This window comes from Azospirillum sp. TSH20 (assembly GCF_003115935.1).
In the GTDB taxonomy this organism is placed as follows: Bacteria; Pseudomonadota; Alphaproteobacteria; order Azospirillales; family Azospirillaceae; genus Azospirillum.
In genome coordinates, this window is the sequence record NZ_LGQU01000002.1 from 33771 (window position 1) to 57220 (window position 23450).

Consider the following 23450-nt stretch of genomic DNA (forward strand, 5'->3'; position numbering starts at 1 on the left):
CGGGCATAGACAGGGGCGGAAGGCGAGGGTGACGGGTATGAGCGACACCGATAACCGATCAGTTGGCAGCCGGTCAGTCGATGGACGGCCGACGGCCCTCCATCCGTCCTCCGCGGCGGTGCCCGACTGGACGGACACCTATTTCCGCCGCACCAAGGAGGCGGTCGGCAAGTTCGGCGACAAGACCGTCACCTATGCGATCTTCATGCGGCGTCCGGTGGTCTGCGCCCCGCGCCTTGCGGTGGAATGGCTGGAGTCGGTGGCGCGGGAACGCAACACCAGCTTCCAGATCGAACTGAACTACCCCGAGGGCAAGTGGGTCGGCGCCGGCGAGCCGATCATGTACATCACCGGCTCCTTCTACCATCTGGTCGATTGCGAAACGATCCTGCTGCAGAAGCTGGGCCCGGCCAGCGTCGCCGCCTACAACGCCTTCACCATGTGCGCCGACCTGCCGAAGGTCGCCTTCCTCGCCATGGACGCCCGCCACTGCGCCGGGACGGAGATGGCGGAGATGATGGCCTATGCCGCCTCCGTCGGGTCCGACCGGGCCAAGCGCAAGGTCGGCGCCAAGGGCTTCGTCGGCAACGCCACCGACGCCACCGCCTTCTACTTCGGGCAGGAACGGGGCATGGGCACCATGCCGCACGCCCTGATCGGCTATGCCGGATCGACCGTGCGCGCGGCGGAGATGTTCCACGAGACCTTCCCCGATCTGCCGCTGACCGTCCTGGTCGATTATTTCGGCCGCGAGATCACCGACGGGCTGGAGGTCTGCCGCCGCTTCCCGCAGCTGGCCGCCCAAGGCAAGCTGTCGCTGCGGCTCGATACCCCCGGCGGCCGTTTCGTCGAGGGGCTGGACCCGCCCGGCTCCTACGCCGTGCTGGAGCGCCATGCGCCGCATGCCATCCGCGGCTATCGCGACGAGACGCAACTGCGTTACCTGATCGGCACCGGCGTGTCTGCCGCCGCGATCCACTATGTGCGCGAACGGCTGGACGAGGCCGGCTTCCCGGCGGTGAAGATCGTTGCCAGCAGCGGCTTCGGCCCGGCCAAGTGCCGGCTGATGGCGGAGGCCAATGCCCCGGTGGACGTGATCGGCACCGGCAGCTACCTGCCCGAACGCTGGACCGAGACCTACGCGACCGCCGACATCATCGAGTATGACGGCGAACGCCGTGTGAAGGTCGGCCGCGAGTTCCTGTTTCGGCGGTAACCTCCGGCTAACGCCCGGGATCCCCTCTCCCCCCCGGGAGAGGGTTAGGGTGAGGGGGATCCGCTTCGTGGCTCTCTTCGGCTCCGCCGAACCCCCTCATCCCAACCTTCTCCCCAGGGGGGAGAAGGAGTGGGGAGAAGGGGTTAAGCGCTTCTCACCCCAAGCGTTTCGCGATCAGCGGGCCACGCTCCGGTGCCGCATCCCTCACCGTGACCGACGCGCGCAGGCGGCGTTCGGCTTCGTCGGCCTGCGCCTCCGTGCGGGCGTGCAGGATCGCCAGCGGACGTTCCGTCGGACCCACCGCGTCGCCCAACCCGGCCACCTCGTCGAAGCCGACGGCGAAGTCGATGGCGTCGGTCGTCCTGGTTCGGCCGCCGCCCAGCGCCACCACCGCCATGCCGACGCCGCGGGTGTCGATCGCGCCGACGAAGCCGGCCCGCTCGGCGAACACCGGGCGGACGATGGGCGCGCGTTCCAGATGGCGGTCCGGCTGCTCCAGCAGGTCGGCCGGCCCGCCGAGCGCTTCGACCATGCGGGCGAAACGCTCCGCCGCCGCGCCGCTGGCGATGGAGCGGTCGGCCATGGCGCGCCCGGCCGCCGCGTCCGGCGCCAGACCGGCAAGTGCCAGCAGTTCCGCCGCCAGCGCCGCCGTCACCTCGTAGAGTCGCGGTTCGGCCGGTTCGCCGCGCAGGATGGCGAGGCATTCCCGCATCTCCAGCGCATTGCCGGCGCTGCGGCCCAGCACCTCGTTCATGTCGGTCAGCAGGGCCACCGCCGGCAGGCCCGCGCCTTTGGAGACGGTGACGATGCTCTCGGCCAGCGCCTCGGCATCCTGGAGGCGCTGCATGAAGGCGCCGCTGCCGAACTTCACGTCCATCACCAGCGCGTCCAGTCCGGCGGCGAGCTTCTTCGACAGGATCGACGCGGTGATGAGGTCGAGCGATTCGACCGTCGCCGTCACGTCGCGAATGGCATAGAGCCGCTTGTCGGCCGGGGCGATGTCGTCGGTGGCGCCGATCACCGCGCAGCCGACCTGCTTCACCACCCGGCGCAGCAGGTCGTTGTCGGGCTTGGCGCGATAGCCGGGGATGCTCTCGAACTTGTCGAGCGTACCGCCGGTGTGGCCCAACCCGCGCCCCGACACCATCGGCACGAAGCCGCCGCAGGCCGCCAGCATCGGCGCCAGGATCAGGCTGACTTTGTCGCCGACACCGCCGGTCGAATGCTTGTCGATCACCGGGCCGGGCAGGTTCAGCGACCGCCATTCCATCACCGTGCCCGAATCGCGCATGGCGCGGGTCAGCGCCACCCGTTCGTCCAGGCTCATGCCGCGGAAGAAGACGGCCATGGCGAAGGCCGCCGCCTGGGCCTCCGACACGCTGCCGTCGGTGATGCCGCGCACGAAATCCTGGATGGTGGCGGCGTCGAGCAGCTGGCCATCGCGCTTGGCGCGGACGATCTCCTGCGGAAGCATGCTTCAGTACCCTCCCGCCGGGGCCGGTTCGCGTTCGCCTTCCCGTTCTCCATGTCCGGCCGCCACCAGCAGCGAGTCGAGCAGGCTGGAGGCGCCGAAGCGGAAGGTCTGCGGCGTCGCCCAGCCTTCCCCCAGGATATGGTCGGCGAGCGCCAGATAGCGCGCCGCCTCCGCCGCGTCGCGGATGCCGCCGGACGCCTTGAAGCCGACCGGCTTGCCCGACTCATAGATGCAGTCCAGCATCACCGCCGCCGCCGGCAGGGTGGCGGCCGGCTGGGTCTTGCCGGTGGAGGTCTTCAGGAAATCGGCCCCGGCGGCGATGGCGTCGCGGGCTGCCCAGGCGAGCAGGTCGGCGTCGGGGAAGGCGCCCGATTCCAGGATCACCTTCATCAGTGCCTTGTCGCCGCAGGCCTCGCGGCAGGCCTTCACCACATTCATCGGCTGGGTGCGGGCGCCGTCGATGAAGGCCTTGTAGGGCAGCACGACGTCGATCTCGTCGGCGCCGTCGGCAATGGCGCGCCGGGTTTCCGCCGCCACCGAGGAGGCGTCCGCCTCGCCGGTCGGGAAATTCACCACGGTGGCGACCTTTACCGCCGTTCCCTCCAGCGCCTTGCGGGCGGTGGGGACGAAGCGCGCCCAGACGCAGACGGCGGCGACCGGCCCGACGGGCGTGACGGCGCGGGTGCAGAGATCCTGCACCACCCGGTCGCTGTCGTCGCCGTTCAGGCTGGTGAGGTCGAGCATGCCCACGGCACGGCGCGCCAGATCGGCGTCGGACGGGGCGTTGGCGCTGGCATCGAGCGCGCTTTGCAGGTCGGCAGACAGTTTCATGACCGGGACCCGTCCTTTTCATGCAGGCGTTCGAGAAAACCGACCAGCAGGCGCTCCAGGTCGGCGGCTGCCGCCGACGCGGCGGTCAGGGTCTGGTGGTGGTCGACCGGCCCGTCGCCGAGCCCGACCCCCAGGTTGGTGACGACGGCGCAGCCGACGACCCGCAGGCCGCAATGGCGGGCGATGATGCATTCCGGAACGGTGGACATGCCGACCGCGTCGGCACCCAGCAGCTTCATCATCCGCACCTCGGCCGGCGTCTCGAAGGATGGGCCGGGATAGGCGGCATAGACGCCCTCCGCCAGATCGATGGACAAGCCGGCCGCCACCTCCTTCAGGAGGCTGCGCAGAGCCGGATCCCAGGCGTCGGTCATGCTGGGGAAGCGCTCGCCGAAAGCCTCGTCGTTCGGGCCGGTCAGCGGGTTGGCGCCCAGCAGGTTCAGATGGTCGCTGATCGCCATCAGCCGGCCCGGCCCGACCTCCAGTCGGAGCGAGCCGACGGCGGCGGTCAGCACCAGCGTGTCGCAGCCGGCCAGTTTCAGCGCCCGCACTGCGGTCTTCAGCGCATCGAAGCCGTTGCCTTCATAGGCATGGACGCGGCCCTGCATGCAGGCGACCTCGACCCCGCCGAGCTGCCCAACGACCAGCCGTCCGGCATGGCCGGACACGCTGGGGATGGGGAAGCCGGCAATGTCGGTGTAGGGGATGACGACCGCGTCGGCGATGCGGTCGGCGATGCCGCCCAGGCCGGAACCCAGCACGATGCCGACCCGCGGCCGGTGGCCGGAGGCACGGTGAAGGATGTCCGCGGCGGCGCGGGCTGCCGTCATGTCGGGAAACTCCGCTCAGAAGGCTAAATTGGTGGGGCCGAACGATTCGGGCAACAGGATCTCCAGCGAAAAGGTCCGCCGCAGACCGGCCGGGTCGCAGATGTGGATCGGGGTTTCCGGCGTGGCGAATTCGCGGATGCGCTGGCGGCAGCCGCCGCAGGGTGTGCAGATTTCCTCCGCCCCCGCCTCGCCGCCCATGACGACGATGGCGCGGATGCGGCGGTCGCCGGCGGTGACCATGGCGCCGATGGCGCTCGATTCGGCGCACTGGCCTTGCGGGTAGGCGGCATTCTCCACATTGCAGCCGGCGAAGATGCGCCCCGATTCGCCGAGGATGGCGGCGCCGACCTTGAATTTGGAATAGGGGGCGTGGGCGTTCTCGCGCGCGGCACGGGCCGCTTCGATCATCCGGGACAGCTCCGCCGGGTCGGTCATGGCGTCAGCGCTCCTTGACATAGGGGATGCCGCTCGCCTTCGGGGCGATGGCCTTGCCGACGAAGCCGGCCAGCAGCAGGACGGTCAGCACATAGGGCAGCATCTGGATGAACTGCACCGGGATGACGCCGATGCCCGGCAGTTCCACCCCCTGCAGGCGCACCTGCACCGCGTCGGTGAAGGCGAAGAGCAGGCAGGCGAACAGGGTCGGTCCCGGCCGCCATTTGCCGAAGATCAGTGCCGCCAGCGCCAGATAGCCCTTGCCGGCGGTCATGTCGCGGACGAAGCCGGCGCCATGGCCGGTGGAGAGATACGAGCCGGCCATCCCCGTCAGCGCACCGGTCACCAGCAGCGCCTGATAGCGCAGCTTCGTCACCGACAGGCCGGCGGTGTCGACCGCCGCCGGATTCTCGCCCACCGCCCGCAGCCGCAGCCCGAAGCGTGAGCGGTAAAGCACCCATTGGGTGGCGATCACCAGGACCAGCGTCACCCAGATCAGCACGTTGTTGCCGTTCAGCAATTCGCGGTAGACCGGCCCCAGAACCGGCACGCCGGCCAGCGCGTCGACCCCCGGCAACTCCACCGCGGGAATGCGCGCCTGATTGGGCAGAAGCGGGGTCTGGCCGCCCTGCTGGAACCAGGCATAGGCCAACGTCGGCGCCAGCCCGGCGACCAGGATGTTGATCGCCATGCCCGACACCACCTGATTGCCGTTGTGGGTGATGCAGGCGAAACCATGGACCAGCGCCAGCGCCACTCCGGCGGCGATGCCGGCCAGCAGCCCCAGCCAGGGGTTCAGCGTCGTCGACGCGACGGCGGCGGAGAAGAAGGCGCCGGCCAGCATCTTGCCTTCCAGCCCGATGTCGACCACGCCCGACCGCTCGCAATACATGCCGGCGAAAGCGGCCAGCACCAGCGGCGTCGCCACCCGGATGGTGGCGCCCAGCAGCTGCAAGGTCAGGAGAAGCGCGTCCTCCATCGCTCAGCCCCTCCCCGTATCGGCGGTGGCGGTGGTGCCGCGGCGGCGGAACAGTGCCTCCACCTGTGGCTTGAACAGGTTCTCCATCGCGCCGGCAAACAGGATGACCAGACCCTGGATGACCATCACCAGCTCGCGGTTGATCGTGGGGTAGTCGAAGGACAGCTGGCCGCCGCCCTGCGCCAGAACCCCGAACAGCAAGGCGGCCAGAATGATCCCGACCGGGTGGTTGCGCCCCATCAGCGCCACGGCGATGCCGACGAAGCCGACGCCGCCGGTGAAGTTCAGGATCACCCGGTGCTGCACGCCCAGGATCTCGTTCACGCCGACGAAGCCGGCCAGCGCACCGGAGAGCAGCATGGCAATGATGATGTTCCGCGAAGGCGAGATGCCGGCATAAACCGCCGCCCGCTCATTCCGGCCCACCGTGCGCAGCTCGTAGCCCCAGCGGGTCCGGCGCAGGAAGATGTGGAACAGCAAGCAGCAGGCCAGCGCCCACAGGAAGGACAGGTTCAGCGGCGAGGCCGGGATGGTGATGCCGAACCAGCCCAGCGCCCGGTCCATCGACGGCAGCCAGACGCCGGGATCGAACTCGCGGGTTTCCGGCGACTGGCTGCCGGGGCGGATCAGCACGTCCACCAGCAGCCAGGTCATGATCGACGCGGCGATGAAGTTGAACATGATCGTCGTGATGACGATGTGGCTGCCGCGCTTGGCCTGCAGCCAGGCTGGGATGAAGGCCCAGGCGGCGCCGAACAGGGCGGACGCCAATACCGCCAGCAGCGCCACCACCGGCCAGGGCCAGCCGGTCAGCGCCAGCGCCACCAGCCCGGCGCCGAGCCCGCCGAGATAGGCCTGCCCCTCGCCGCCGATGTTGAACAGCCCGCAATGGAAGGCGATGGCGACCGCCAGCCCGGTGAAGATGTAGTCGGTGGTGTAATAAAGGGTGTAGCCGATGGCCTCCGGGTAGCCCAGAGCCTCCGACAGCAGCAGCGACAGCACGTCGACCGGATTCTCGCCGATCACCAGGATCACCAGCCCCGACAGCACGAAGGCCGCGACGAGGTTGAGAACCGGAAGCAGCGCATACCCGACCCAGCCCGGCACGGCGCCCGGCTGGCCCTTCCCCGATCCGCTCAGCAGCACCGGCGTCTCCTGGATTGCCCCTTGCCGCGGATTCTTAACCGCCAATGCTCTGCCGACCAAGCATTTCATCGCGCCGGAATCACTGCGGCTGCCGTGGGTTAGAAGGATTTCAAAAACTCTTGCCGCAGCGCAGCAATCTGGCATGCTTCTAAACCATAGGAATTTTATGGTTATGGAGCATGCCCGATGCCGTTCGACATTCCTCAGACCTTTCGCCACCACGTCTTTTGCTGCGCCCAGCAGCGCCCGCCCGGCCATCCGCGCGGCAGCTGTGCCGCCAAGGGCGCCCACCCGCTGTGGCAGCGGCTCGACCAGAAAATCCAGGCGAAGGGTCTGGCCGATGTCGGCATGGCGATAACGGGCTGCCTCGGCTTCTGCTCCGCCGGGCCGCTGATGGTGGTCTATCCGGAGGGCATCTGGTACCGGCCGGAAACGGTGGAGGACATCGACGAGATCGTCGAGTCGCATCTGGTGAGCGATGCACCGGTGGAGCGGCTGGTGATGGTGCTGACAAGGTGAGGCATCGCCAGCCATCACTTCCAAAACCCCACGCCTACCAGACCTGCGGTTGCGGCATTGGGACGCAGAAGCGTTTGCCCATAATGTGGGCAACCTCCGCCATTGCCCTTCCGAACCAACTCCATGACCGACGCCGAGACCGCCGACCTGCTGCCAGCCGAGGCCGATTCGGTCCCCTATGCCGTCGGCTGCTTCCTGGGTGCGATCCTGCTGTTCGCGGCGATGGACACGCTCATCAAGTTCCTGACCGCCGATTACCCGGTGCCGCAGCTGATGTTCGTGCGCTCGCTGGTCGCCTTCCTGCTGGTGGGCGGCTACACGCTGTGGCGCGGCGGCGGAATCGCGGCGATGCGGACGCGACGGCCCTGGGGACATGTCTGGCGGGCCTTCGCCGGGCTGATCTCGATGGGATGCTTCTTCTATGCGTTCCGCGAACTGCCGCTGGCCGACGTCTATGTGCTGAGCTTCGCCGGTCCGCTGTTCATCACCGCATTGTCTGCCCCGCTGCTGGGGGAGCCCGTTGGCTGGCGCCGTTGGGCGGCGGTGGTGATCGGGTTCGGCGGCGTCGTGGTGATGGCGCAGCCGTCGGCCGGGGCGCCGCTGGTGCCGGTGCTGGTCGGGCTTTGCGCCGCGCTGTTCTATGCGCTGGCGGCGCTGGCCGTGCGCGGCCTGTCGCGGACGGAGACCAGCGCGTCCATCGTGCTCTATCTGCTGCTGACGACGACGGTGGTCAGTGGGGCGCTGGCGGTGCCGGTGTGGACGGCGCCGACCGGTTTCGCGCTGGGGCTGATGGCGCTGGTCGGCGCGATCGGCGCCGGCGCGCAGGTGCTGCTGACCCAGGCCTTCCGTCGCGCGCCGCCGGCGGTGGTGGCGCCCTTCGAATATACCGGCATGGTCTGGGCCAGCCTGTTCGGCTGGCTGGTGTTTGGCGATTTGCCGACCGCGCCGGTGATCGCCGGCGCCATGGTCATCATCGGCAGCGGGCTCTACATCCTGCATCGTGAAACGCTGGTGGCGCGTCGCCGGCTGGGTTCTTGACAGGATGGGGCCGGCGGCGACACTCTCGCCGCCTGTTCACGGCTGGGGTGCCCCTGCCTTTCGCCGGATCGGCGGATGCGGGGGCTGAGACAACACCCATCGAACCTGATCCGGGTCATGCCGGCGAAGGGAGCCGACCGGAACCCGACGGATCAGCCGCAAACGCCCCGTCCCCTCCGCGTCGCTCCGGTTGCCGGCGCGAGTTGAGGAGTTTTCGGTCATGCGGCGCGCACTTCCCCTTCTGATCGGCCTGCTGGCGGCCACCTCCTGCCTGTCTCCGGCGGCGCGGGCCGACGACACGCTGTCCTTCCCGGTGCTGGTTCCGCTGACCGGATTCCTGTCGCTGGAGGGCACCAGCCAGCGGAACGGCGCGGTCCTGGCGCTGAAGCAGACGCCGGCCGGCGTCGCCATCGTGTCGGAAGTCGTCGACACCGGCACGTCGCCCGAGGCGGCGGTGACGGCGCTGGAGCGGGCGGCCGGCAGTGGAACCGTCGGGGCGGTCGCCGCCAGCATGCTCGGCACCCAGATGCTGGCGATGCTGCCGCTGGCGCAGGAGTTGAAGCTGCCGCTGGTCACCGTGTCGGGCACCGCGTCGATCACCGAGCAGGGCAACCCCTGGGTCTTCCGCTTCTTCCCCGGCGACGCCGTGACCAAGTCCGCCCACGCCCGCTATGTGGTGGAGGAATTGGGCAAGCGGCAGCCGGCGATCATCTACCAGACCACCGCCTATGGGCAGAGCGGCAAGACCCATCTCGACGCCGCCTTCAAGGCGCTGGGCGTGACCCCGGTGTTCGAGGAGGGGGTGGACCCGGCGGCCAAGGACCTGCTGCCGGTGCTGACCAAGGCGTTGGCCGCCAAGCCGGACGTGCTGGTGCTGCATCTGCATTCCGGCCCGACGGCGCTGCTGCTGCGGCAGGCGGCATCCAGCGGCGTGACCCTGCCGATCGTCGCCGGTTCCGCCATGCATCAGCCGAGCACCGCGGCCCTGCTGGAACCGGCGGAGTTGAAGGGCGTCTGCGCCGAAACCGCGGCCTCGCCGATTTCCGGCGATACGCCGGAGGTCAAGGCCTTCACCGACGCCTACCGGACCGCCTTCGGCAAGGAGCCGGACGCCTTCGCGCTCGGCCAGTATGACGGCATGACGATGGTGCTGGAGGCGGTGAAGGCCGGCGCCCGGACGCCGGACGCGATCCGAAAAGCATTGTCGGCGGAGACCTTCAAGGGACTCGCCATGACCTACAAGTCCGACGGCAAGGGCAACATGGCCCATTCCGCCGTCATCGTCTGCTATGACGGGACCAGCCGCGTGCCGAAGCTGGTGAAGCGGTACGACGACCCGACGCTCGCGGCGAAGTGAGCGGATGGCGGCGTTTCAACTGCTGGTCAACGGGGTGGCGCTGGGGGCGGCTTACGCCCTGGTGGCGCTTGGCTTCGTGCTGGTGCTGAACGCCACCTCGGCGGTGAATTTCGCCCAGGGCGACCTCGTGATGGCCGGCGGGCTGCTGGCGGTGGCGCTGGCGCCGCTGATCCCGTTGCCGGGCATCGTCCTGCTGCCGGTGGTGCTGGTGCTGATGGCGGCGCTGGGTCTGCTGCTGGCCCTGGCCGCCTATCTGCCGCTGCGCCGCCGGCCGCCGGTTTCGGTCTTCATCAGCACCATCGCGGTCGGCATCATCCTGCAGAACGGGGCCGCCATCCTGTTTGGGCCGGAGCCGCGCGCCGCACCGCCGCTGTTCGGGGACGAAACGCTGCACATCGCCGGGCTGGCGGTGCCGGAGCAGTCGCTCGCCATCGTCGCGGTGGCGGCCCTGCTGATCGGGGTGCAGCAATGGGTTTTTGCCCGCACGCAGTTGGGCCGCCGGCTGCGGGCGACGGCGCAGGATCCGGAGATGGCGCGCGCCTGCGGAGTGCCGGTCACCGCCATGATCCTGGTGACCTTCGCCATCGGCGCGGCCTGCGCCGGGGCGGCGGGGCTGCTGCTGGCCAACCGATATTTCGTCACGCCGACCTCGGGTGGAGATCTGATCCTGAAGGCCTACATTGCGGTGACGGTGGGGGGCTGGGGGTCCGTTCCGGGGGCGGTGGTGGGAGCGCTGCTGATCGCGCTGTTCGAGGTGGGGGTGTCGTCGGTGCTGTCCTACCCGGTGGCGCTGGGGGCCTTGTACCTGACGCTGCTGGCGATTCTGGTGCTGCGGCCACAAGGGCTGTTCGGCGAAGCGGTGCGCCGCCGTGGTTGAGCGTCGGTCGGTCGTCATTCTCACCGCCGGCGCCCTCGCCCTGCTGGTTTACGCGCTGGCCTTTGCCTCGCCTTATGGCCTGCGCGTCCTGACCGTCGCAGGTGTGTATGCGCTGGCGACCTTCGGCTTCCAGATCGTCTTCGGCCTGGGTGGTGCGCTGTCGCTGGCGCAAGGCGCCTTCTTCGGCGTCGGCGCCTATGTGACCGGCATCCTCGGCAGCCGCTACGGCCTCGGCTTCGAGGCGACCTTTCCGCTGTCGATGCTGGTTCCGCTGCTGCTGGCGCTGCCGGTCGGGCTGGCGGTGCTGCGGCTGGAATCGCATTACTTCGCCCTGGCGACGCTGGGGATCGCGCAGGTGCTCCATCTGCTGGCGGTGAATCTGCCGGAACTGACCGGCGGCTCCAACGGGCTCGCCGGGGTGCCGGCGGTGGTGCTGTTCGGCTGGGCGGTGCCGCGCGGGCTGCCGATGGCCGGGTTGGTCTGGGGGCTGGTGGCGCTCGGTGGGTTGAGCGGCTGGCGGCTGGCGCGCGGACGGCTTGGCCGGTCGCTGACCATGCTGCGCGACGATCCGCTGGCTGCGGGAACGCTGGGGCTGGATGTCGGCCGGCTGCGGCTGGTGGCCTTCGGCATCAGCGCGGTTTTCGCCGGGGCGGCCGGAGCGCTGGCCGTCCATACCCAGCGCGTCGTCTCGCCGGAGGTGCTGGAATTCCCGGTCATGGTCTCCATCCTCACCATCGCCATCGTCGGCGGTCGGGGGCGGATGGCCGGGGCGGTGCTGGGTGCCGTGCTGCTGCTGCATCTGCCGGAATGGTTCCGCTTCCTGGAGCGTGGCTATCTGGTCATCTACGGCGCCGCCCTGCTGCTGACCGTCGTGCTGGCGCCGGACGGGCTGACCGGGCTCCTCCACCGCCTCACAGCCCGCCTGTACGGCGGCAAGCCCTGTTCGCCGGTGGAGGCGAGGGAGCCGCCGCCGCCCGCCCTGCTGGAGGGGCTGGCGGTCGAGGGCTTGCGGAAGTCCTTCGGCGGCGTGCGGGCGGTGGACCGTGTGTCGCTGGACCTGCGGCCGGGCACCATCACCGGGCTGATCGGGCCGAACGGGTCGGGCAAATCCACGGTCATCAACCTGCTGTCGGGGCTGGAGCGGCCGGATGCCGGGCGGGTGCGGCTCGGCGGGCAGGACGTCACCGGCGCCCGCGCCGACCGGCTGGCCCGTGCCGGACTGGCCCGCAGTTTCCAGGCGGCCCTGCTTCCCACCGGAGCGGGGGTGCTTGAGGCGGTGGCCGCCGCCCGTCTCGCCTTCGATCCGGACGCCGCGACGGCCGAGGCGCACGCGCGCTGGGCGCTCGACCGGCTGGGCGTCGGCGATCTTGCCGGGCAATCCTGCGACGGGCTGCCGGCGGCACTGCGGCGGCGGGTGGAATTGGCCCGCGCCCTGGTCCGCCGCCCGTCGGTCCTGCTGCTGGACGAGCCCGCCGCCGGACTGACCGACGGCGAAAAGGCCGAACTGGCGGTTTTGCTGCGCGATCTGGCTGGGGAAGGGATGGCGATCCTGCTGGTGGAGCATGACATGGGATTCCTGCTGCCGCTCGCCGGCCGGGTGCTGTGCCTCGACCGTGGGCGGGTGATCTATGACGGCCCGGCCGGTGGCGTGCGCCGGGACCTGGCGGTCGCAACCGCATACTTGGGCCGGGCGGGATCGGCATGAGCCCGCTGCTGTCCATCCGCGACCTGACCGCCGGCTATGGCGGCGCCACTGCGCTCGACGGCGTGTCGCTGACCGTCGCGGCCGGGGAGACGGTGGCGCTGCTCGGCGCCAACGGGGCGGGGAAGTCGACGCTGCTGAAGGCGCTGCTCGGCCTCGTGCAGGCACGGGGGGAACTGCGGTTCGACGGCGCCGATCTCGGCCCGCTGGCGACCGAGGCGCGGGTGAGGCGCGGCATCGGCTATGTGCCGGAGGGGCGGCGGGTCTTCCCCGGCATGAGCGTGCGCGACAATCTGGAGGTCGCCGGCCTGCCCGCCGCCCGCGACCGCGCGCAAGATGTCGAGCGCGTCTTCACCCTGTTCCCCGACCTCGCCGTCAAGAGCGGCGAGAGCGCCTGGCGATTGTCCGGTGGTCAGCAACAGATGCTGAGCCTGGGCCGCGCGCTGATGGGCCGGCCACGCCTGCTGCTGCTCGATGAGCCGTCGCTCGGCCTGTCGCCCAAGCTGGCCGACGAGGTCTTTTCCGCCGTCGGCCGCATCGCCGCCGCGGGCACCGCGGTGCTGCTGGCCGAGCAGAGCGCGGCACGCGCGCTGGCGGTCGCGCCGCGCGCCGTCCTGCTGCGGCTGGGCCGCGTGGTCGGCGATGGGCCGGTCGCGTCGCTGTCCGACGAGGCGCTGCGGGGGGCGTTCTTCGGGGGGTAGGAGCATCCCCCTGCGTGTCCCGTGCAACAGGTGTCAGCCTCCCGCAACAGGAAGGGCGGTTGGGCTTGCGGAAGGGGGCGGTCGCGGATAGCTTCGCCGCCACAACCATCTATGGATTACCTCGTGATGACCGCCCGCCTTGCCGCTTCGCTGTCCGCGCTCCTCCTGCTGGGGGTGGCGTCGACTCCGGCGGTGGCGGATCTGGTGCCGGTCGAACCGAACATGCCGCCGGCCGCCTATTACGGGCTGCCCGAGCCGGAAGAGGAAATCCTGACTCCTGCCGCGCCGCAGCAGGGCGCCAAGCCGGCCAATCCGTCCGCCGCCGGCACCCCTGGCAGCGACAAGGCCGCCGCTCCGCCGAAGCCGGAGGGGCCGGGCGAACTGATCGAGAGCTGGGACGGCGGCGCCGCCAAGAAGAAGGACGGCAGCTTCGCCTATTGCGTGGCGGAGGGGGAATTCACCTCCGGCCATGTGCTGATGTTCGCCCGCAGCCCGAAGGGGGAGACCAACATCGGCATCGGCATTCCCGGTGCCGACCTGCCCAAGGGCGGCGAATGGCCGGTGACCATCGAGGTCGACAAGAAGCTGAAGCGGGAACGGGTCGCCATCGCTTCCCAGCCGGACATGCTGGTGGTCTCCAACGGCAAGGACGAGGAGCTGGTCAACGCCCTGATGGGCGGGAACGAACTGGTGGTTTCGTCGGCCTCGGACCGCATCGCCTTCAAGCTGGACGGCACGAAGAAGGTGCTGGGCGACCTGAAGACCTGCGTCGACAAGGGCGGCAACGTCCCGCCGATCAAGGTCGCCGCCGGCCGCCCGGCGGAGAAGAAGAACCGCCTGCCGGAAGGGCTGGACAGCCTGCTGACGGCGGCCGGGGTGCATGACGCCGAACTGGTGCCGATGGACAAGGTCCCGCAGGAGCGCCGCCCGGCCGATGTCGCCTGGCGCTTCGGGCCCATCGTCGGCGGCATCCGCGAGCGCGCGGTGGGCGAGGGGGCGAAGATCGACGAACTGTCGGACAGCTTCGCCGACGCCATGAAGCAGCGCTGCGAAGGCACGCCGACGGTCAGCCTGAACCCGTCCGAACAGGCCGGTGCCGTCTGGCTGCGCACGGGATCGGTCGATTGCGCGATGCCGCAGGGCAAGCTGCACGTCACGCTGAATTTCCTGCTGTCGCAGCGCCGGCTGTTCACCGTGATCTTCCACGAGGCCGGCGAACCCGACGTCGCGCTGGCCGACAAGGTGCGCGACAACCTCGCCCAGGTGCTGCGCCGCGCCGGAACCGCGCCGTCGCCCACCACCACCGACGCGGCTCCGGTTCAGCCTTCGCCCGTTCAGCCGGCACCTGCGGCGCAGGCCCCGGCAGCATCGCCCTCAGCATCCCCCGCACCGGCCCCATCCGCTCCGTCGGCGCCCGCGCCGGCGACAGTGAAGCCGCAATCAAAACCGCAGCAAGCCAAGCCCTGACGGATTCCCTGCTTGCTGATCATGCTGACGGTGCTTCGGCAGCTACACTTCGACATTTCTTTGGAATGGGCTTCCGAAACTCCGTCATAACCTGCGCATGGCTTCAAGACGAGTTATGTTCGAGTCTTGGGCGCATCGGCCGTGTGGAGCACTTTGCGGATTTCATTGATCACAGGCAGCGAAACTGTCCTTCTCGAAGGTTGGAGATTCCATGCGATTGTAACTTTTGATATGGATTGGTCCCGCCTTTTGCCGGTAGCCTTTATCAAGTCCTGCGGCATATGCGGCTAGTGGCGAATTCTTTGGCAGGGATGTTGACTCTCATTCTTATCGATCCTAAAAATGCGTCATTGGAATGGATGCTCATGGGGCTACTGGGTATGTCCTTTTTGGACCTCGTTGGATCGGACGACGCATTGGGGGAAATTGCATCCAACGTCGCGCATCGTGCCCTGAACATCGAATTTGCGCCGGTGACCAATAGTGGAGTCACTCCGGATCGATTGCTTCAGCGCATTCGCTCGTCGACGATTCCGCGCGTTGCTGAAGAGGCCGATATATCCGGGGATCTCACACACAGCTTGGTACAAGCAGTGGATGACCTGGGGCTTTAGCAGTCCAACTCAGAAATTTTGCGGATCATAACCGGGGAGTTTCCGCTCTCTCGGTGGAGATTTCATTGTGTCTGCTGAAAAAGATTTGCCGAGTTTCCTGACTGAGGAAATGCTCAAGGAACTCACGAAGCAATTTTATAAGACGGTGAAGCTCGTCGTCCGCCAGATACAGGCGTTTTCGGCCAAATCCGGTCGGACGACGGACCTCCATTTCGATCGCATATGGATATCGGAACCCGAATTGGAATCTGCCTTTCGGGAGGCTGAGAACGATCTCCGGTTTTTGATGCTGCGCCGCGGCTTCCGGGCGGAGGACGTTCGGACCAAAGGTATTGCCGAGGGCAAGATTGCCGGCATGATCGCCTTCCGCCTGCTGCGTCACCGGATTATACACATCGGACATACCGGCCCACGGATTACCGACAGATATTTCGGCCGTGTCCAGGAACTGGTGGTTCTGAGATTGGTGTCGGAGGCTATTCTGGATATCGATCTGGAAAAGGCGCCATTCGTTCAGCCGGGTCCAGGCGGTGCGACCAAGCCTTGGCTTCTGCATGAACTGCTTTTTCTGATCGCGCGCCGCCATTTCAATCAGGAAACGCTGGCATTAATCTTCGATACAGCCGTCCATCTGCATCGGGCGACAAGCTACGCCCGGTAGGAACACACCGTTTTCTCCAAGCTGTTTTGGGCGGCGGTCGTGTAGGATGCACCTCCCCGCCGTTTTGCGTCAGCGATCCGGCATCAAGCGCGCGGCTTCGTTCGGAGCGAGTGCTTACCACCAACAGCTTCCCCGCGTTCGAAGCGATGGGAACCTGACGACGTTGGCGGACGTATTCCAGTTGGATCGATTTCAATGTTCGCGTGATCATGCCTGACAACTCGGCCTCCCTCGACGGCGTGGGCGAAAACGCCCGCGCCGGCAACGATCCCTATGCGACGCTCGATGCGTCCGCGGCTACAACCGTGTCCGACCGCTGGAGCGTACGCAACAGCGCGCTGGCGGTGGTGGTGCTTGCCGCGCTGGTCGGCGGGGTGGTCGGGCTGGCGGTCGGGCTTCTGCACGAAGCGGTGTTGCTGGCGCAGACGCTGGCCTTCGACCTGCCGGAAGGCGAACGGCTGGGGCAGGGCGTGCCCGACCTGCTGCGGACGCTGGGCGTGCCGGTGGCGGGCGGGCTGCTGCTGGGCATCCTGTCGACGCTGGTGCGGCGCTGGCGCCCCAACGCCATCGTCGATGCGGTGGAGGCGAACGCGCTCTACGGCGGCAAGATGTCGCTGATCGACAGCCTGCGGCTGACGGTGACGACCGCCCTGTCCAACATTTCCGGCGCGTCGGTCGGCATGGAGGCGGCCTATACCCAGGCCGGCGCCGGGATGGCCTCCTCGCTGGGCCAGCGGTTGCGGCTGCGCCGGGCCGATCTGCGCACCATGGTCGGCTGCGGGGCGGCGGCGGCCATCGCCGCGGCCTACCATGCGCCGCTGGCCGGCGCCTTCTATGCGTTCGAATTGGTGCTCGGCGGCTATACGCTGGCAGTGCTGGCCCCAGTCGGGGCGGCTGCGGCGATGGCGGTGGCGGTGTCGGCCCTGCTGACCGGCGGCGAGGCATCGCTGGCGCTCGGCCGGCCGGTGGAGATCGCCGGCTGGGATTACGCCGCCTGCGGCGTCGTCGGCTTCGTGGCCGGCTGGCTCAGCATCCTCGCCATGCAGGCGGTGACGGTGGCGGAGCGCGGATTCAACCGTCTGCCGGTCCCCCGCTGGACGCGGCCGGCCATCGGCGGGCTGACGGTGGGCGCGTTGGCGCTCGCCGTGCCGGCGGTGATGGGCAGTGGCCCCGGCGCCGTTCCGCCGGAACTGGCGGGCGGCGTGCTGGCGCTGGGGGTGACGCTGGTGGTGAAGATTTTGGCATCGGCATTGTCGCTGGGTTCGGGGTTCCGTGGTGGCCTGTTCAGCGCCTCGCTGTTCATCGGTGGGCTGTTCGGCGGCCTGTTGGGGCAGACGACCGCCGCCTTCCTGCCGGGGCTGGGGATCGACAGCGGCCTGCTGCTGCTGGTCGGCATGGGATCGGTCGCCGCCGGCATTGTCGGCGCTCCGGTCACCATGGTGCTGCTGGTGCTGGAGACGACGCAGGATCTGTGGGCGGCGTCGGGCGTGCTGATCGGGGTGGTGCTGTCGACCACGGTGGTGCGTCAGGCCTTCGGCTATTCCTTCGCCACCTGGCGCTTCCACCTGCGCGGCGTGCCGATTCGCGGCGCCTACGACATCGGCTGGCTGTCGGAACTGACGGCCTTCCGGCTGATGCGCCGCGACGCCAAGACGGTGCCCGCCACCCTGACGGTGGAGGCGCTGCGCCGCCTCTACCCGCTGGGGTCGACCAAGGCGGTCTTCGCGGTGGACGAAATGGGGCGCTATGCCGGAATTGTCGACATGTCGATGATCCACGACCCGGACCAGGACGCGGCTGCGACCGAGACGCGGGTCGGATCGCTGGCCTGCAAGGCCGACGCGGTCCTGATGCCGGGGGACGACGCCCGCACCGTGCTGAACCGCTTCGGCAGCGAGGAGGTGGAGGCCTTGCCGGTGCTGTCCTCTCCCACCGACCGGCGGATCATCGGCTATGTGACGGAGTCCTTCGCGCTCCGCCGCTATTCCCAGGCGCTGGAACGGCAGCGCGGCGAGGATCTGGGCGAGCGGGGGCTTTGGGGGCGCGACTGACGGACCCTCAAGGCTCGCTGTAGCCGGTGGGGGCGATGCGCAACTCGTAGCGGGCCGGGTCGTGCTGGAAGATCAGGCCACCGAAGCGTTCGGAATAGGGCGGCAGATAGTCGAACTGCGCCTCCGCCGTCTCCACCACCCGGTCGCCGGACCGCAGTTCACCGCGCACGATCAGCGTTGCGGCGGTCGCGGCGGTCCGGTTGCGGATCTGGAAACGCACGGTGTGGCCCAAGCCGCCGGTCCGCGTTTCCATCACGGTCACCTCCATCTCGCCGGGGACCGAACTGTGCTCCTTGAGAGCGTATTGCACCATGTAGACGATCATCGCGGCGATCAGCAGCGCGCCGAGCCCCGCCACCACCCATTCGAGGGGGGAGGTCGGCGGTGCATGCTCCGCTCCGTTACCCGCCCGTGACCCGTCGTTCACCCGTGAATCGTCGTCGGTCGTCGCCATCGGGCTTTCTCCCCCTTCGCAGGATCAGGGTCACAGGATGAGTCGGGCCGCCGCCGCGCCGATGGCGCAGGGAAAGCCCAGGACCACAGTGGCGCTGATGATCTCGGCCAGCCCGGTGCCGTCGGTTCGGCCGAAGGTCCACAGCAGGTAGAGGCAGATCGCCAGCACGATCACATAGCCGACGACGGTGAAGCGCAGGAACAGGCTCCAGAACCCGACGCCGCCCGGCGGCTTCGACCCGCCGGGGAACTCCACGGCGTAGACGAAGGCGTGCATCAGCACCAGCGACAGCAGCAGCAACGCGATCTCCCGCCACGGATCCATCATGTAGGACAGCAGCACCATCTCCTCCGTCGGGGCGACGTTGAGGCCGAGGAACAGCGCCCCCACCCCCATCAGGAACAGCTCCTGCGGATAGGTCATCGCGGTCTGGCGCTGCATGCTCTCACTGCTCTTCTCGCCCAGCTGATCGCGGGCCAGCATGGCGCCGATGGCGGCGGGGAAGCTCTGCAGCGCGATCTTGCCGATCACCTCGCGCGCCGGCATGTCGACGGACAGCACCTTGAAGATGCCGAGGATGACGACCGACATCATCACCGCCACGGCGATGGCGACGAAGGGGTCGGCAATGTCGTCGCGCAGGCTGGCGGTGGATTTGAAGCCGCTGACGACCGACAGCCCGACCAGCAGCGGGATCAGCAGCACCAGCAGCAGGACCAGCCGCCAGGAGTCCATGGTGAAGCCGATCCACCACATCTCCATCGTCATCAGCATCGGCAGCGAGAAGATCAGCGCCCCGGCAAAGGCCCGCGCCAGTCCGACGAGGAAGGAGCGGTTGTCTTCATAAGCGGGCCTGCCCGGCAACGCCGCCTCCGTCCGGCCTGTGTCGGCGGTCATGCATCGTCTCCCCAAGCACCTTTTCCAACCCCGCCGCGATTGTCGGAGCCGTACTTCCACCTTCAACGCATACGGCCACGCACAGGTTTCGCGATTTCGCATGGGAACTTCGGATTGCCCACGAAACCGTCGAGCCTCGGCTGTGTTGACCCCGAGGGGGAAGATGGGCGTGGCCCGGCGAAGGGGAGGCGATCGACATGAACAGGGCGAGCCGGCGGTCTGCGCGAGCCTCTCTGCGGCCCGGCTTGCCCATTGCGGCGCTCGCCCTTTCAGGATGCGCCCTTCCCGGTGGTGGGGGGCGGCAGTCGGCGCTGGATGCCGCCGGGGTCAGTGCACAGGAAATCCTGGCCACCAGCTGGATCCTGTTCATCGGCGCCGGGGTGATCTTCCTGGCGGTGATGGCGCTGGCGCTCTACGCCGCGCTGGTCCGGCCGGAGCGGTTTCCCGGCCGCCGCGCCTGGGTGATCGGCGGCGGCATCCTGTTCCCGCTCGTCACCCTGACCGCACTCCAGATCCATGAATTCGCCCTTGCCCGCCGGCTGGCGACCCTGACGCCTGAACCGGAGCTGGTGGTCGAGGTCACCGGCTACATGTGGTGGTGGGACGTCCGCTATCATGTGGAGGGGCAGGAGCCGCTGCGCGGCGCCAACGAACTCGTGCTGCCGGCCGGGCGCCAGGTGGAACTGCGGGTCGCCAGCGCCGACGTCATCCACAGCTTCTGGGCGCCGAGCCTCGCCGGCAAGATCGACATGATTCCCGGCCATGTGAACCGGCTGCCGATCGTGGCGCAGCGGCCTGGGCTCTATCGCGGCCAGTGCGCCGAATATTGCGGCGCGCAGCATGCCCTGATGGCCTTCGACATCCGGGTCCTGCCGGCGGACGAGTTCGACGCCTGGATGGCGGCGCAGCGGCGCCCGCCCGCCGAACCGGAGACGCCGCAGCTCGTGCGCGGCCGGGACGCCTTCTTCGCCTTCGGCTGCCAGTCCTGCCACGCCGTGCGCGGGACGGAGGCGGCGGGGCTGGTCGGCCCGGATCTCAGCCGTGTCGGCGCCCGGCCGTCGCTCGCCGCCGGGACGATGCCGACGCGGGTGGAGACCATCGCCGCCTGGATCCAGGGCGCCCAGCACATCAAGCCCGAGAACCGCATGCCGTCCTTCGACGTGATGGACGGCGAGACCCTGGACGCCATGGCCGCCTGGCTGGAGAGCCTGAAATGACGCTGCGCACCGACGAGTCCCGCGACGAGTTCTCCGGCGGCAGGCCAACTCCCAGCCCCGTCCCCCGCCCGGAGGGGGAGGAGGAGAGGCTGCGCCGCCTCTGGCGGCTGCCGCGGGGGATCGCGCTGCTGACCGCGGTGAACAACACCAAGGTCGGCGTCTGGTACATCGGCACGGCGCTGCTGTTCTTCCTGATCGCCGGGCTGCTGGCGCTGGTGATGCGCCTGCAGCTGGCGGTGCCGGACAACGACCTGCTCGACCACAACACCTACAACCAGTTCTTCACCGTCCACGGCACCGGGATGATGTTCCTGTTCGCCGTGCCGATCGTGGAGGCCATCGGCGTCTATCTGCTGCCGTCCTTCCTGGCGGCGCGCGACCTGCCCTTTCCCCGGCTGTCGGCCTTTGCCTTCTGGGCCTATTTCTTCGGCGGCATCGCCTTTTTCTGCTCGCTGATCTTCGGTGCGGCGCCCGACGGCGGCTGGTTCATGTATCCGCCGCTGACCAGCTACGAGCATTCGCCGGGCATCAACGCCGATTTCTGGCTGCTCGGCATCGGCTTCATCGAGATCTCGGCCATCGCCGGCGCCATCGAGATCGTCGTCGGCATCCTGCGCACCCGCCCGCCCGGCATGACGCTGGACAAGCTGCCGGTCTATGCCTGGTCGATGCTGGTGATGGCGGGGATGATCATCTTCGCCTTTCCCGCCGTGATCGTCGCCACCGCCTTGCTGGAGATCGAGCGCGCCTTCCATTGGCCCTTCTTCATCGCGGACAAGGGCGGCGACCCGCTGCTGTGGCAGCACCTGTTCTGGTTCTTCGGCCATCCGGAGGTCTACATCATCTTCCTGCCGGCCGCCGGGCTGGTGTCGATGATGGTGCCGACCCTGGCCCGCCGTCCGCTGATCGGCCACGATTTCGTGGTGCTCGCGCTGGTCGGAACGGGATTCTTCAGTTTCGGGCTGTGGGTCCACCACATGTTCGCCACCGGCATTCCATCGCTGTCGCTCAGCTTCTTCTCCGCCGCCAGCATGGCGGTCGCGGTGCCGAGCGGCATCCAGGTCTTCGCCTGGATCGCCACGCTGGGGGCAGGGCGGGTGCAATGGACGGTTGCGACGCGCTTCCTGTTCGGCTTCCTGTTCATCTTCGTCCTGGGCGGGCTGACCGGCGTGATGGTGGCGGTGGTGCCCTTCGACTGGCAGGCCCATGACAGCTACTTCATCGTCGCGCATCTGCATTACGTGCTGATCGGCGGCATGGTGTTCCCGGTCTTCGCCGGGCTTTACCACTGGTGGCCGACGCTGAACGGCCGGCTGCTGTCGGAGCGGTTGGGAAACTGGGCCTTCTGGCTGATGTTCATCGGCTTCAACGTCGCCTTCTTCCCCATGCACATCAGCGGCCTGCTGGGCATGCCGCGGCGGGTCTACACCTATCCCGGCGATCTCGGCTGGAACCTGCTGAACATGGTGTCGACGGTGGGCGCCTTCGTGCTGGCGCTGGGCGTTCTGCTGGTGCTGGTCGACATGGCGCGCAGCGCGCTGGGCTGGGGGGAGAAGGCGTCCGACAATCCGTGGAATGCCGGGACGCTGGAATGGCTGCCGAACGAGCTGTACGCCGTCCGCAGCATCCCGCACGTCACCAGCCTTTATCCCCTGTGGGACAATCCCGATTTGCCGCGCGAGGTGCGCGAGGGCGCCCATTTCCTGCCCGGCGCGCCTACCGACAGGCGGGAGACCATCGTCACCAGCCCGATCGAGGCGAAGCCGCAATATCTGATGCCGCTGCCGGGGCCGCATTGGGCGCCCTTTCTGGCCGGGCTGTTCACCGCCGCCCATTTCATCTGCCTGACGCTGAAGTTCTATTATTTCTCCCTGGTCCCCGCGGTGCTGGCGGTCGGGCTGGTGATCTGGTGGCTGTGGGGTCTCGACAAGGGGGCGGACCACCCGCCGCAGGATGTCGGCGGCGGCTGGCGCGTGCCGGTCTATGTGCAGGGGCCGAAGAACCATAGCTGGTGGGGGATGGTGGTGCTTCTGCTGGTGGACGGCACCGCCTTCGCCTGTCTGGTCTTCACCTATCTGTTCCTGTGGACGGTCAGCCCGGATGTCTGGCCGACGGATGGATACGGGCTGCCGGGCCTGCCATGGCTGGCCGGCGGGCTGGCGCTGTGGGGGCTGGCGGCGCTGGCCATCGGCTGGGCGCGCTCCGCCGTGGACCGCAACCGGCACGGCCGGGTCCGTCTCGGGCTGATCATGGCCTGGGCGGCGATGGTCGGCGGCATCCTGCTGGACGCCACTGCGCAGATGCAGACCGGCCTCGTCGGCGCGGACAGCGCCTATGGAGCCATCGCCTACATGCTGGTGGCGTGGCAGGGCTTCCACGTCGCGGTGATGACGCTGATGCTGGGTTACACGCTGGCGCGCTCCGCCGCCGGGCTGCTGCATTCGGAGCGGCGGGTGACCTTCGACAACACCATGCTGATGGGCTGGTACAGCGCGGCGCAGGGTGGAACCGCCCTGCTGCTTCTGCACCTGTTCCCGCGTCTTGCGATATGAGGACCGCCATGGCGAGCCGCAGCTTTCCCGCCACCTTCGTCGGAATGCTGGCACCCTTCCTGATCTGGGCGGCGCATTTCGGCGTGGTTTACGGCATCAACGGGATGGTCTGCGCCCGAAAGCCGGAGGGGGCGATGCTGTTCGGCCTGCCGCTGTCGATGGCGCTGGTCGGCATTGCGACTCTTCTCGCCATCGGCTGGGTGGCGATCCTGCTGGTGAAGGCGCTGCGTGGCGCCGGGCCGGCCGGGCATGTCGGCGCCGTCGATCCGCGCCGCTTCGCCCGCTGGTTCGTCGTCGCCGGATCGGGCAGCGCACTGGTCGCGATCCTGTGGGTGGGCATGCCCGCCCTGATCGTCCCCGCCTGCGGCTGAGCGGTCGCCCCAAAAGAACTTCGCCGGTTCCCGGACGCCGCGACGGCCTGAGGTGCCGTCG

22 protein-coding genes and 1 riboswitch are annotated in these 23450 nt (G+C 68.6%); of the genes, 14 read left to right on the plus strand and 8 right to left on the minus strand.

All coding sequences use genetic code 11. From position 1 onward, the window contains the following. Positions 1-37 precede the first annotated feature (37 nt). The gene (locus TSH20_RS01035) at positions 38-1216 is read left to right on the plus strand and encodes a nicotinate phosphoribosyltransferase (RefSeq protein WP_109072976.1); all 1179 of its coding nucleotides are present in this window, start codon (positions 38-40) and stop codon (positions 1214-1216) included. Between the two features lie 154 nt (positions 1217-1370). Here TSH20_RS01035 and deoA read toward each other — a convergent pair whose 3' ends face one another. Genes deoA through TSH20_RS01065 form a run of 6 tightly spaced genes read right to left on the minus strand, consistent with a single transcriptional unit; the run spans position 1371 to position 6911 of the window. Beyond that, positions 1371-2690, minus strand: a complete 1320-nt coding sequence (gene deoA / locus TSH20_RS01040) for a thymidine phosphorylase (protein WP_109072977.1) — start codon at positions 2688-2690, stop codon at positions 1371-1373. 3 nt (positions 2691-2693) lie between these two features. Continuing rightward, a complete protein-coding gene (gene deoC, locus TSH20_RS01045) occupies positions 2694-3521 on the minus strand; it encodes a deoxyribose-phosphate aldolase (RefSeq protein WP_109072978.1) in 828 nt (275 codons plus the stop codon). Further along, complete coding sequence (locus tag TSH20_RS01050) at positions 3518-4351, minus strand: purine-nucleoside phosphorylase (protein WP_109072979.1); 834 nt, start codon at positions 4349-4351, stop codon at positions 3518-3520. Before TSH20_RS01050 ends, deoC begins: the two co-directional genes overlap by 4 nt. Positions 4352-4366: 15 nt before the next feature. Then, positions 4367-4786 (minus strand): cytidine deaminase, encoded by a 420-nt coding sequence (cdd, locus tag TSH20_RS01055; protein WP_109072980.1) that lies wholly within the window; start codon positions 4784-4786, stop codon positions 4367-4369. Positions 4787-4790: 4 nt separating this feature from the next. Continuing rightward, a complete protein-coding gene (locus tag TSH20_RS01060) occupies positions 4791-5765 on the minus strand; it encodes an ABC transporter permease (protein ID WP_109072981.1) in 975 nt (324 codons plus the stop codon). A gap of 3 nt (positions 5766-5768) precedes the next feature. Beyond that, the gene (locus TSH20_RS01065) at positions 5769-6911 is read right to left on the minus strand and encodes an ABC transporter permease (RefSeq protein WP_109072982.1); all 1143 of its coding nucleotides are present in this window, start codon (positions 6909-6911) and stop codon (positions 5769-5771) included. A gap of 186 nt (positions 6912-7097) precedes the next feature. On the opposite strand from TSH20_RS01065, the gene TSH20_RS01070 reads away from it, so the two are divergent. The 10 genes from TSH20_RS01070 to TSH20_RS01110 all read left to right on the plus strand — a co-directional run bounded on the left by TSH20_RS01070 (position 7098) and on the right by TSH20_RS01110 (position 17898). Next, positions 7098-7430 (plus strand): (2Fe-2S) ferredoxin domain-containing protein, encoded by a 333-nt coding sequence (locus TSH20_RS01070; protein WP_109072983.1) that lies wholly within the window; start codon positions 7098-7100, stop codon positions 7428-7430. Positions 7431-7553: 123 nt separating this feature from the next. Next, positions 7554-8468 (plus strand): DMT family transporter, encoded by a 915-nt coding sequence (locus TSH20_RS01075; protein ID WP_109072984.1) that lies wholly within the window; start codon positions 7554-7556, stop codon positions 8466-8468. Between the two features lie 33 nt (positions 8469-8501). Beyond that, a riboswitch (TPP riboswitch) is annotated at positions 8502-8617 on the plus strand. A gap of 71 nt (positions 8618-8688) precedes the next feature. After that, positions 8689-9825: an ABC transporter substrate-binding protein gene (locus TSH20_RS01080; RefSeq protein WP_109072985.1), complete on the plus strand. Its 1137-nt coding sequence runs from the start codon at positions 8689-8691 to the stop codon at positions 9823-9825. Positions 9826-9829: 4 nt separating this feature from the next. Further along, complete coding sequence (locus tag TSH20_RS01085; protein WP_109072986.1) at positions 9830-10702, plus strand: branched-chain amino acid ABC transporter permease; 873 nt, start codon at positions 9830-9832, stop codon at positions 10700-10702. Beyond that, complete coding sequence (locus TSH20_RS01090; RefSeq protein WP_109072987.1) at positions 10695-12407, plus strand: ATP-binding cassette domain-containing protein; 1713 nt, start codon at positions 10695-10697, stop codon at positions 12405-12407. Before TSH20_RS01085 ends, TSH20_RS01090 begins: the two co-directional genes overlap by 8 nt. After that, on the plus strand, positions 12404-13105 hold the full coding sequence (locus tag TSH20_RS01095; RefSeq protein WP_109072988.1) for an ABC transporter ATP-binding protein: 702 nt from the start codon (positions 12404-12406) through the stop codon (positions 13103-13105). The genes TSH20_RS01090 and TSH20_RS01095 overlap by 4 nt, the downstream gene beginning before the upstream one ends. A 126-nt stretch (positions 13106-13231) precedes the next feature. Further along, positions 13232-14572: a hypothetical protein gene (locus tag TSH20_RS01100; RefSeq protein ID WP_109073035.1), complete on the plus strand. Its 1341-nt coding sequence runs from the start codon at positions 13232-13234 to the stop codon at positions 14570-14572. A 311-nt stretch (positions 14573-14883) separates the two neighbouring features. Beyond that, on the plus strand, positions 14884-15186 hold the full coding sequence (locus TSH20_RS34495; protein ID WP_146205342.1) for a hypothetical protein: 303 nt from the start codon (positions 14884-14886) through the stop codon (positions 15184-15186). Positions 15187-15253: 67 nt separating this feature from the next. Next, a complete protein-coding gene (locus TSH20_RS01105; protein ID WP_146205341.1) occupies positions 15254-15847 on the plus strand; it encodes a hypothetical protein in 594 nt (197 codons plus the stop codon). Between the two features lie 209 nt (positions 15848-16056). Then, positions 16057-17898 (plus strand): chloride channel protein, encoded by a 1842-nt coding sequence (locus TSH20_RS01110; RefSeq protein WP_109073036.1) that lies wholly within the window; start codon positions 16057-16059, stop codon positions 17896-17898. 7 nt (positions 17899-17905) lie between these two features. Here TSH20_RS01110 and TSH20_RS01115 read toward each other — a convergent pair whose 3' ends face one another. Together TSH20_RS01115 and TSH20_RS01120 are read right to left on the minus strand one after the other, a co-directional pair. After that, positions 17906-18352: a TIGR02588 family protein gene (locus TSH20_RS01115; protein ID WP_109072990.1), complete on the minus strand. Its 447-nt coding sequence runs from the start codon at positions 18350-18352 to the stop codon at positions 17906-17908. Between the two features lie 30 nt (positions 18353-18382). Continuing rightward, positions 18383-19249, minus strand: coding sequence for a TIGR02587 family membrane protein (locus tag TSH20_RS01120; RefSeq protein ID WP_109072991.1), 867 nt, complete (start codon positions 19247-19249; stop codon positions 18383-18385). Positions 19250-19446: 197 nt separating this feature from the next. Between TSH20_RS01120 and coxB the strand changes: the two genes are divergently transcribed. From coxB to TSH20_RS01135, 3 genes are read left to right on the plus strand one after another with little or no spacing between them, the layout of a single operon-like run. Next, a complete protein-coding gene (gene coxB, locus TSH20_RS01125) occupies positions 19447-20466 on the plus strand; it encodes a cytochrome c oxidase subunit II (RefSeq protein ID WP_109072992.1) in 1020 nt (339 codons plus the stop codon). Further along, positions 20463-23018: a cytochrome c oxidase subunit I gene (gene ctaD, locus TSH20_RS01130; protein WP_109072993.1), complete on the plus strand. Its 2556-nt coding sequence runs from the start codon at positions 20463-20465 to the stop codon at positions 23016-23018. The genes coxB and ctaD overlap by 4 nt, the downstream gene beginning before the upstream one ends. A gap of 8 nt (positions 23019-23026) precedes the next feature. Further along, complete coding sequence (locus TSH20_RS01135) at positions 23027-23389, plus strand: hypothetical protein (protein ID WP_109072994.1); 363 nt, start codon at positions 23027-23029, stop codon at positions 23387-23389. The last annotated feature ends 61 nt before the right edge of the window (positions 23390-23450 follow it).